The 343-nt window shown below is 73.2% G+C and carries 1 protein-coding gene; it reads right to left on the bottom strand.

The features are described 5' to 3' along the window. A partial coding sequence (locus tag AC6LJ9_RS30740) for a two-partner secretion domain-containing protein (RefSeq protein ID WP_498150470.1) occupies window positions 1-343 on the bottom strand: 343 nt, incomplete at both ends.

A 343-nucleotide genomic window follows, 5' to 3' on the forward strand; every position in this document is an offset into this window, starting at 1 on the left:
CCACGCCGTTGCGGTTGACGATCAGCACCGTGCCCGGCGCCTTGATCTGCCCCTGGATCTGGCTGGGACGGCCGGCCGGGTCGTTGACCCGGTTCAGCACCGCCCACTCGGCCTGCTGGCGGAAGTCTACCGTGGTGTCGCGGCCGACGTTGAAGGTCTGCCAGTTGAGGATGGCGCGGTCGGCGGTCTGGTTGATGGTGACCGTCGTGCGGCCGCTCTCGGTGCTGGACCGGGGCGCCTCGGCATGGGTCCAGCCGCGCGTGAGCGCCTGCGTGTCGACCTGCAGCCCGCCGGCGGCCAGGCCGTCCGGCACGCCCGAGGCGGCATTGCCCGCGGCCTGGCG

The sequence above is a fragment of the Achromobacter sp. 1011811831 genome (assembly GCF_059760905.1).